Raw genomic sequence first — 10318 nt, forward strand, 5'->3', positions numbered from 1 at the left:
GCTCGCTCCCCCCGGAACGGCGCCGGGCGCGACCGGCGCGGGTGCCGCAGGCGTCCGCGCGACCGATGCTCCCGCTCCCGCCGGACTCCCCCCGGCGCAGCCCGCGGCCCCCGCCACGAGCCCCAGCAGAGCCGCCCCCACGGCCGCCCGGAATCCAGCCCCTCGCCCAACTCGGCGCACGTACCGCCCCTCCCAGCCCCGGTCCGGTGACCAGGTCCGGCCCCAGCTTCGCACACCGGGCACCACCCGCCGCCCACCGGAAGGTGAACGGCGGGCGGCCCGCGGCGAGGAGACGGCCCATCAGGAGAGTGCCGGTACCGGGCGCCTCCGCGGGGCTCGGCTCAGGCCTGCTTGAGGTCCGGGATCCGCCAGTCGATCGGGTCGACCCCGAAGCCCTCCAGCGCGGTGTTGATCTGCGAGAACGGGCGGCTGCCGAAGAACAGCTTGGCGGACAGCGGCGACGGGTGCGCCCCCTGCACCACCACGTGCTTCTCGGTGTCGATCAGCGGGAGCTTCTTCTTCGCGTAGTTGCCCCAGAGCACGAAGACCACCGGCTCCTCGCGCGCGCTCACCGCCTTGATCACCGCGTCGGTGAACTTCTCCCAGCCCTTGGCCTTGTGCGAATTGGCCTCGTGCGCCCGGACCGTGAGCACCGCGTTGAGCAGCAGCACGCCCTGCTCGGCCCAGGGCATCAGGTAGCCGTTGTCCGGCGCCGGAACGCCGAGGTCGGCGTCCAGCTCCTTGAAGATGTTGCGCAGCGAGGGCGGCGTCCTGGTGCCGGGAAGCACCGAGAAGCTCATCCCGTGGGCCTGACCGTCGTCGTGGTACGGGTCCTGGCCGAGTACGAGCACCCGGACCTTCTCGTACGGCGTGGCCTCCAGCGCGGAGAACTCCTGCCCGCTCGGCGGGAAGACCTGCTGCTCCGCGCGCTCGGCCGCCACGAAGGCCGCCAACTCGGCGAAGTACGGCTTCTCCGTCTCGGTGCCCAACACCTCCCGCCAGGACTCCGGCAGCTCCAGACCGGCTCCCGATTCCGCCCCGCCCACGTTCGCCTCGACCGTGTCCGTCACGACGACATCTACCTCCCACCGGACGGCCGCTCACCGCGGCACCGCCCCGACCTGCGGGCATATCGCGCCCCTCGCGCCGTACGCCCTCTTTCACCCCGAACGCTACACAGGCCCACCGACAACCGGGGCCCCGACGGCTTCTCCGGCCGGTTCCCGGGCCACCTCCTCGGCCGCCGCGGCCGCGGCCCGGGCCACCCACACGTGCTCGAACGCGTTCAGCACCACCAGCACCACCGCGAGCGTCACCAGCGCGGCGAGCGCGGGCCAGCGCACCATCGCCGGGGCGAGCGCCAGCACCACCGCCGCCGCCACGACCCGGGTGGTCGCCACCGAGCGGAACATCATCCACCGCGTGTAGCCGAAGGTCAGCAGATACAGTCCGCACCCGCCGTACAGCAACCCCACCGAGGCCGCCCCCAGCGACCGGCGGGGATCGGCCACCGTCTCGCCGAAGCCCACCGCCACCGCGATCACCGAGGCGGCCAGCGCCAGGTGCCCGTACTGGAAGACCCGGCGGACCATGTCCCGGCGCGAGTCGGCGACGGTGACGGCGTGCCGCATGGCATCGGCCGCGAACACGAAGTACTGCCACCAGAGCCCGGCCGAGATGGTGAACGCGGCCGAGACGGCGACGAGTTCGGCCGCGTCCAGGCGAACCGCCGCCGCGCTCGCGCCGATCCCGACGATCGACTCCCCGAGCGCCACCAGCAGGAACAGGGCGAACCGCTCCGGCATGTGCGAGGGGTGGTAGGCGACCTTCGCCAGCTTGTTGCGGAACACCACCGGCCCGGCCAGGTCGCAGAGGGCCGCCAGCGCCCAGAGCAGCACCCGCGGCCCCTCCGGCAGCAACCCGCCCGCCACCAGCAGCGGCCCGCTGACCAGCACCCCCACCCCGTACGGCCCGCGCCAGACCCCCGGGATCCGCACCAGCAGGAGCAGCAGCACCACCCGCGCCGCCCAGTACCCGGCCCCGAGCAGCACCCCCCGGCTCCCGTACGCGCCGGGTACGGCCAGCGCCATCACCAACCCGGTGAACCCGACGGCCAGAATGCCCAACCGGTCCCGCGCGGTGTCCACATCGCGGATGTTCGCCTGCACGGTGGTACCGACCCAGCACCAGTACACCGGCACGAACACCACCAGCGCCTGCGCGATCCCGACCGGATCGTGGCGATGGTGCAACAGCCCCGACACCTGCGTGATGGCGAACACGAAGATCAGGTCGAAGTACAGCTCCGCCCAGGTCACCCGCTTCTCCGGCAACTCCCGCACCGCTTCCCCCGTGTCCCCCATGACGTCCTCCCCGACGCACACAACGAACGGGCCCCGCCCCGGCCATCAGCCGGGGCGGGGCCCGCAACAGCAGTCGGAGGTCAAATCAACACGATGAGGTCCGCGATGCGCAATCGACATACTCAACCCGAGCCTCATCTGACACGTCGGGCCGTCGCACGGGCTACCACATCCGCCGCATTCCAAGAGCGACTGGAGAACTAGCCTCCGAGCACCTCTCGAATTCCGAACTGGACGAAATCTGAATAACCTTCAAGATCGGCCGGTTCCATCAGCCCGGATCGGGCTAGGATTCCGAGCGATCGGCCGATTTCATCGCCGGCCGAGTCCGCCAGGATCTCATCCAGCCCCGCAGCCTTCACGGCAGAAACAACCCTGGAGTCCCGCCACTTCGGAAGATCGATGACAGCTTCGCAGCGGAAGTCGAAATCAGCCGATTCATCCAGCAGAAGATCTGCAAGACGTTCGGCCCGCCAGTCCCACCGAAGAGGGGTTGAACGTCGCAAGCAATCGACAAACGGTCGCGGCGGAGAGTATCCATGATCCTCCACATAATGCAGGATCATCACCGGGGCAGAGTAGACATTTCCGTCGTCAAAATAGTATCTGTATTCGCCATTCCCTTCGAACTCCTCCCCTTCTGGGCAGAGCTCACATTCATGCACTCCAAGCGTCACGCTTCCAGGCCGCACCGAGAGACGCTTCAGGACGTCAAATTCGGCAGCCGCCAACGGCTCCGAACCTTCGCTCTGCAGCCCCTGCGCGCGCCCGAGCCATCCAATGGAAATCATCGGAAGCGGGAAACTCCTGTACTCGTACGGCGATCCGTCGAGATATTCCATGACAGCCTCCAGGCACTCCGAACGACCTCGACTCTACAACCACATCCTCGCCGGCCCGGTGATCGGGCCGGCGAGGATTCGATCAGCGAGGATTCTTCCTGCCGCGACAGGCTGCCCAGTGACACGTTCCCATGTCCGGCTTCAGCAGGTCGCTCAGCATCGTAGGCTCGTCCACCACCCTGGAAGAGTCGCGGAACGTGAACCCCGGACCAAGAGCATTAAGCCTGTAGTTGGGGATCTCTTCACCGGCCTTGGCCACGTAGACCGGATCCATTCGAGGGCCACCCGGCCCGGTAATCCGCATTCCCTCCTGCCGGCTGATCGTGAAGCCGTGTTCACCGTAGAAGGCGAGCTCTGTACCCTTCGGAACAACGACCGTACCGAACTCGGGCACCCACGTCCCGTGGCCGTGGAAGACCAACTCACCGTCCCCGCGGCCCGGCGCGTACGTACGCGTCGCGCCACCGGACGTCCCCTTTGCAGGCGTGGCAGCCGGCGCGGTACGGCCGCCACCGTTGCTGCTGGTGCCCTTCGACTTGGAGGACTTGCCGAGAGTTCCACCGCCTCCGCTCAGAGTCTGCCCGCCACCCGACGCCTTGCCGCCGCCGGCCTTGCCGGCGCCCGGGGTGGGGCCGGCCTTGCCGCCGGCGGTGGCGCGGGGGGCGGAGGGGACGGACTTGGAGGCGCCCCGCACGCCCTTCGCCGCCTCGCTGCCGCGTTCGACGGCCTTGGCCACGTCGGTGGCGGCGTCGACGACGTTGGCGGCCTTGGAGGCGATGCGGGCCGCGGTGGCCGCGCTGCCGATGACGGGGACGACGGCGACCAGGGACATGGCCGCGTTCTTCCAGTCGCCCTCGGCCGCGTACCAGACGCCGTTGACGATGTCGCAGGCGTCGCCGATCACCGGGATCATGCCGGCCACGTCCAGGACGGTGTGGCCGATGTTGGAAATGGTGCTGTAGTTCTCCTTGACCACGTCGACGGCCTTGCTGACCGCCTGCGTCGCCTTCTTGACGATGCTGGAGCCCCACCACAGGCCGCTCGGGTCCGAGAACGTCAGCGGGCTGTTGTTCGCGTACAGGTAGCCCTGGAGCTGCTGCGGGTCGCTGGCGTCGATGACCGGGTCGACCGACAGGAAGCGGCCGAGCTTGGGGTCGTACTCGCGGGCGCCCAGGTGGGTCAGACCGGTGGCCTTGTCCTGGGTGCCGCCGACGAAGCCCTTCTCGCCGAGCCACTCGCCGGGCGCGGGCTGTGCGCCGCGCTCCTCGCCGAAGGGCTTGAACGCCCGCCGGACGACGCCGAGTGTGGAGGTGTCGATCGACGTGGTGCCCGTGCCGTTGAGGTCGGAGGCGATGTAGCTGAGCCGTCCGTCCGAGGTGCGGGCGATGGTCGGGCCGCCGGCGGTCGGGTAGTACCGGGTCCCGGTGACCTCTCCGGTCGCGGCGTTGAGGGTCAGCTCGGTGCCGCCGAGGTAGAGCGTGGTGCCGCCGGGGTCACGGCGCAGCAGGCGGTTGCCGTCGGCGTCGTAGACGTAGGCGGAGGTGCCGCCGCTGGTGGCCGCGGTGGCCAGGTGGCCGTCCGGGTCCCAGGTCATGGTCTGGGTGTTGCCGCCCTCGTCGGGGCGGGTGAGGGTGTTGCCGGTCTGGTCGTAGGTGTAGCCGGTGGTGACGGTCGGGCCGGCGCCGGTGGTGGTCCGGGTGGTGGTCGGGGCGTGCGGCCGGGGCTGGCCGGGGGCGGGGTAGGTGTGGCTGGTGGTGACGTCGTTGGCGGTGTTGCCGGTGGGGTCGTGGTCGACCGTGCCGGTGCGGTTGCCGGTGGCGTCGTAGCCGAAGGACTGCCAGTAGGGGTTCGGTCCCCCGATGGCGGCGGGATCGGGAGTGCTGTTGGCGCAGCCGCCGATGCCGGGCACGGACGGACCGGGGCGGGTGCTGGTGCCGCCGGTGTCGGTCCATGCCTGGGTGAGGCGCTTCAGGTGGTCGTACGTGAAGCACTGGGTGTCGGTGGCGCCGTCGTTGCGCCAGCTGGAGACGGAGGTGACGTCACCGGCCGGGCTGTAGGTGTAGTCGGTGATGTCCACCGACGTCCGGCCGTCCTCCTTGTCGAGGAACGAGCGCAGCAGCCGGCCGGTGCCGGGCTGGTAGGTGTGGGTGAGCGCGACCTGCTTCGGCACGTCGCCGTAGGTGATCCGCTCCAGCTGGCCCAGCTCGTCGTAGCTGGTGAAGTTGACGTAGTCGTCCAGGCCGCCCATCGAGACGGCCAGGCCGTTCGGGTTCCGGCCGATCATGACCATCTCGGCCGGGAGGCCGCCGGCCTCGGGCAGGTCGGTCTGGAAGGGCAGGCCGGAGATGGCGTCGTAGTAGGTGTTGGTGGTGTAGGAGCCGGAGAGGGCGCCCTCGCCGTCCGGGACGGTGAGCTTGGCGCCGAGCGGACGGTAACCGGTGTCGTACTCGGTGACCTCCTGGCGGTAGCCCTTGCCGTCGGACCAGCTGGTCGCGGCGGTGGGCAGGCCGGGCAGCAGGGTGTCGTACTCGTAGGTGGCCAGCGGGGTACCGGTGGTGCTGCCGAGGTTGCGCGACAGCGGCCGGCCGAGGATGTCGTAGCTGACGGCGACGGTGGTGCCGCGGGCGTCGGTCGTGGAGACCGGGCGGTCGGCGACGTCGTAGACCGTGGTGGTGGTGCCCTTGTCCGGGTCCTCCGCGCGGGTCTGCCGGCCGTGGATGTCGTAGCCGTACTTCCAGGCGTTGCCGACCTGGTCGGTGACCTGGCTCAGCTTGCCCTCGACGTCGTACGTGTAGCGGGTGGCGTCGTAGCCGCCCTGGGCCGTGCCGCCCTGGTACTGGCGCAGCTCGGTCGTACGGCCGCGGGCGTCCACGAAGGTGGTCGTGGGGGTGCCGCCCTGGGGCGGGGTGGCGTCGGTGCGGTCCACGCCGGGGTAGGAGACGGTGGAGCGCCACTGCTCGATCGCCTTGGACGAGAAGGTCCGGACGACCGGACGGCCGAGGCCGTCGTAGAACGCGGCGTTCTGGCCGGGGACCTCGTTGTCGTTGGCGACGAAGCGGGTGGTGCCGGGATCGCCGGTGCGGTTGATGTACGGCTGGTTGGTCTTCACCACCTGGCCGTGGCTGTCGTAGAAGGTGTCGCTGATGACCCGCGACTGCGCCGCGGCGTTCGCCGGCGAGGACTGGTTCTGGACCGGCTCGCCGAAGGCGTTCAGGATGGTGACGCCGACGGTGTAGCTCTTGCCGCTCTCCCGCAGCTGCTTGGTGGTGACGGAGCTGGTGCCGGTGTTGGTCAGCCGGTACTCGACGACGGTGTCGGCGAGGTCCTTGCCGGGGGTGCGGCCGGGCTGCCAGGCGGCCGTGGTGCGGCCGAGGGCGTCGACGGTCTGCTGCGAGGTGCGGCCGTTGTGGTCGGTCGAGCTGACCGGGACCTCACGGGTCGGATGGTAGGTGGTGGTACTGCTCCAGCCCTTGGCGTTGGTCACCTTGACGCTGGTCGGCAGCACCTCGGCGGCCGGCTGGTACTCCGTGCCGGTGGTCGCGCCGGCGGCGTCGGTACTGGTGGTGACCCGGCCGTAGGTGTCGTAGCCGACGGTGGAGACCAGGGAGAACACCGGCTGGCCGCCGGAGAATCCGTCCAGCTCCTCGGTGCGGGTCACCTGCCCGGGGCCGTTGAGGGTGTTGAACGCCTGGCCGTCGAAGTAGGCGCGGTTGCGGCCGAGCGTGTTGGCCTCGGTCGGGTCGGTGGCGCAGTCGCCCTGGCCCTGGATCGTCTCGGCGACCCGGTCGACCATCCACGCCGCCGTGTTGCGGGCGTACTTGGTGACCACGCACAGGTCGGGCAGGCCGTCCGCGCGGTCGACGACCCGCTTGGGCATGCCGTACTCGTCGAAGACCGCGGTCTTCGAGGTCGACTGCCAGGTTCCGTCCGAACGCAGCGCGCTGTCCTTGCCCGTGCCGTTGCGCAGCATCTGCGCGGTCAGCGGGGGCAGTCCGGTGCCGCGGTTGTGGGTGGCGGCGGGCGCCGACAGCCACATGTCGGACTTGGTGATCGCCACGACCGTGCCGCCGTCGGCGGTGTAGGTGTGGCGCTCGCGCAGCGAGCCGGCCAGCGGGTTGGCGTCCTTGACGGTGGCGCCGTTGATGTCGGTGTAGGTGGCGGCGCGCCTGCTGCCGTCGGCCTTGTAGTCGCCGTCCATGCCGCGCAGGTAGAACGCGACGGCCTTGCCGATCGGGTCGGGGGCCGCGCCGCTGCGGGTGACGACCTGCTCGTAGCCCCGGAACTGGTTCCAGGTCCGGCGCTTGGGGTCGGTGTACTCGTCGTCGTCGCGGTGCCAGGCCGCGTCACCGAGGTACTGGTAGGTGGTGGTGCGGGCGGGCGAGCCGCCGAACGGGTCGCGCTCGTTGACCTGGGCGACGACGTACTTGTGGAACCAGTCGAGGGTGGGGTCGAGCGGGCTCTTCTCGTCGGCGTTCCAGTAGACCGGGTAGCAGCGCTTGCCGTTGCCGTCCTGGCTGCCCGGGAGCGCGCCGGGGGCGCAGTCGGTCCCGGCGTAGACGGCCTCGGTCACCTTGCCGGTCTCGGCGGTGACACCGATGATGCGGCGCCGGTTGAGCGCGGGGCGGCCGTCGGTGCTGGAGTCGACGCGGTTGTTGTAGAACTGCCCGGTGAAGGTGATGGCGGGCTGTTGGATCCGGTTCGCGCCGTCGTACCCGGTGTGGGTGAACGACTTCAGCCACAGCGCCGGGGCGGTGCGGTCGCCCGGGTCCGGGTACTCCTGGTCGAGCGCGTAGGAGTCGACGTCGGCGTAGCCGCCGCCGTTGAGGACCTGGGTGGTGATCTTCGCCAGGCGCTTGGTGGACCAGAAGGTGGCGGAGTAGTTGGTGCAGGTGCCGCTCGCGCCGCAGTTCTGGTCGAACGGCACGTCGGGCCACTTGGCCGCGTTGGCGGCGTTCAGCTTGCCGGGCGCGCAGTCGAAGGAGTCGCTGGGCAGGCAGCGCTCGACGGTGTCGAACAGCACCTGGCCGGTCGGCTTGACGCTGTCCGCGTCGGTGAGCCTGGACCCGTAGGCGATCCGGGTCAGGTAGCCACCGCGCACGTACGGGGTGCGGGAACCGGCCGGGTTCTGGGCGGAGGCGCCCCGCATGTACTGGTTGGTCTCCTTCTCGTACCAGTGGGAGATCACACCACCGCGCGGGTCGACGACGAAGTCGAGGTTCCAGCGCCATGCCTGGTCGCACCAGGAGGCGTCGAAGGTCGGCTTGTTGCACTCCTCGCCGGCGTTGTTGCCGTACACCGGGGTGGTCCAGGCCGAGTTGGTGGCCGGGGCGCCCGCGCCCGCGCCGGGCTTGCGGCCGGCGCCGAACCAGTACTGGGTACCGTCGGTCGTGGTGACCCGCCAGTGCTCGCCGTTGTTGTCGCCGTTGACGGCGCCGGTCAGCAACTCGACGCGCGAGGCGTCGTCGCCCTCCAGCCGCCAGGCGCCGGTGCCGTCGTCGCGGACCAGCGTCGAGGAGCGGCCGTTCAGCGAGATCGTCGCGTTCCAGCCGGAGAGGCACTGTTCGCCGGAGCCGGCCTGGCCGTCCTTGGCGCACGGCTTGAAGCGGCGCTCGACGAAGCCGGGGGTGTAGTCCCAGCCCTCACCGATCCAGGAGGACTGGTTGTTGGTCGCGGCCGTCCGGCCGTCCACCGCCTGCGAGCTGTACGACAGGCTGACGTTCGGCTTGGAGCCGCCGAGGCCGTCCGGGACGGCGATCGGGTACGACCAGTTGAAGCCACCGGTGCTGCCACCGACGGTCCAGGTGCCGGACGGCGCCAGGCCGGTGGCCGCGAAGGTGCCCGCGGCACCGCCGGGGGCCGCCGACGCCGCCAGCACCATGGCGCCCGACGGCGCGGCCGCCAGCGAGCGGGCGCCGGGGTCGGCGGCCGCGGGCGCGCCCTGCGCCGCTCCCGACCGCAGCTCGACGTCGGTGCTCAGCAGACCGGGACGGGACGGCGTGCGCCGCGTCTCCACCGGCGTCTGAGTGCGGCACTCGGGCCGCTCGGGGGTGGTCAGCGCGCACTCGGGCAGCGCGACCAGACGCGCCCGGGAGAGCCAGTCACCGCCGAACGCTCCCTCGACCGAGGACACGTCCACGTCGACCTTGACCGGAGCGCCCGCCCCGCCGCCGGAGACGGCCGGACGGACCGACAGCAGCAGGCCGTTGACGCCCGCCTTCTCGGCGGCCGGACGGTCCGCGACCGTCACCCGGACCTTGTTCCCGACCGGTGCGGACCGCTCGGCCCGGAGGGATTCGGGTGCTTCGGGTGCTCCGGCCCCGGAGGGGGCCGCGGCGGCCACCGCGGTGGGCGAGCTCACCCAGACCGGCGCGCCGCCCGCCCGGCCCTCGGCCGGAGTGTCCTGGGCGACGGCGGCGAAGGCGGACCCCTTGAGACTCCTCGGAGCCGCCGCCATCGGTGCGAGGTCGACCTCGGTGTCCACCGCGGTCGGCCAACTGACCGCCTTGGACTTCCAGGCCGGTGCGCCGTCCCCCTTGGGCGGTACCGCCTTGACGGGCGCGACGTTGTGGCCGCCGACCGCCGCCGCCTTCTCCAGGCTGCGGGGCGACCAGACCTTGGGATTGCGCGGCTTCCACTCCGCCGCCTGCGCGGGCGCGGCTCCGGCCAGCAACGACAGCACGAGGACCGCGACGGTGCTCAGCCGTCGCCTTCCCCGTGGCCGCCCGCCGGCGCGGAAACCCCCTGATGATGCCAACACGACTTGCCTCCTGGCATGCCGAAGCAGACCTCCTGTCGGGAGGTCTGCGGGACAGAGATTTTCGGGCGGATCCTAACGTTCGCCGGATTACGTGATCCATCGGTAACCGGAACAACTCCGACAGTCAGCGAACTGACGCCGCCCGAAGCATCGACAGCGACATTACGGAGAGTCAGAAAAGGTGGGCGCTTTACCCGCCTTTGGCCTTTCCTGTGCCGATCCGAGCGCTACCGATCGCATGCATCCCAGCCCCATGACCTGACCTTTTGTCACCGGAGGAGGTCGAATGTGATGTCCGACACGCCCCGTGCGACCTCCCGTCAGGATCGACGTCGGTCACGGGTGTTAGGTTCCCG

General features: G+C 70.6%; 4 protein-coding genes. All 4 read right to left on the reverse strand.

Annotated elements, in window-relative coordinates; translation table 11 throughout:
• Positions 1–341: 341 nt before the first annotated feature.
• On the reverse strand, positions 342–1070 hold the full coding sequence (locus ACIQ9P_RS24655) for a uracil-DNA glycosylase (RefSeq protein WP_402359988.1): 729 nt from the start codon (positions 1068–1070) through the stop codon (positions 342–344).
• A 102-nt stretch (positions 1071–1172) separates the two neighbouring features.
• Positions 1173–2363, reverse strand: coding sequence for a low temperature requirement protein A (locus tag ACIQ9P_RS24660; protein ID WP_402359991.1), 1191 nt, complete (start codon positions 2361–2363; stop codon positions 1173–1175).
• 200 nt (positions 2364–2563) lie between these two features.
• Positions 2564–3205, reverse strand: coding sequence for a hypothetical protein (locus tag ACIQ9P_RS24665; RefSeq protein WP_402359994.1), 642 nt, complete (start codon positions 3203–3205; stop codon positions 2564–2566).
• An 82-nt stretch (positions 3206–3287) separates the two neighbouring features.
• Positions 3288–9884: a putative adhesin gene (locus ACIQ9P_RS24670; RefSeq protein WP_402359997.1), complete on the reverse strand. Its 6597-nt coding sequence runs from the start codon at positions 9882–9884 to the stop codon at positions 3288–3290.
• Positions 9885–10318 lie beyond the last annotated feature (434 nt).

Source organism: Kitasatospora sp. NPDC094019, from assembly GCF_044764505.1.
In the GTDB taxonomy this organism is placed as follows: domain Bacteria; phylum Actinomycetota; class Actinomycetes; order Streptomycetales; family Streptomycetaceae; genus Kitasatospora.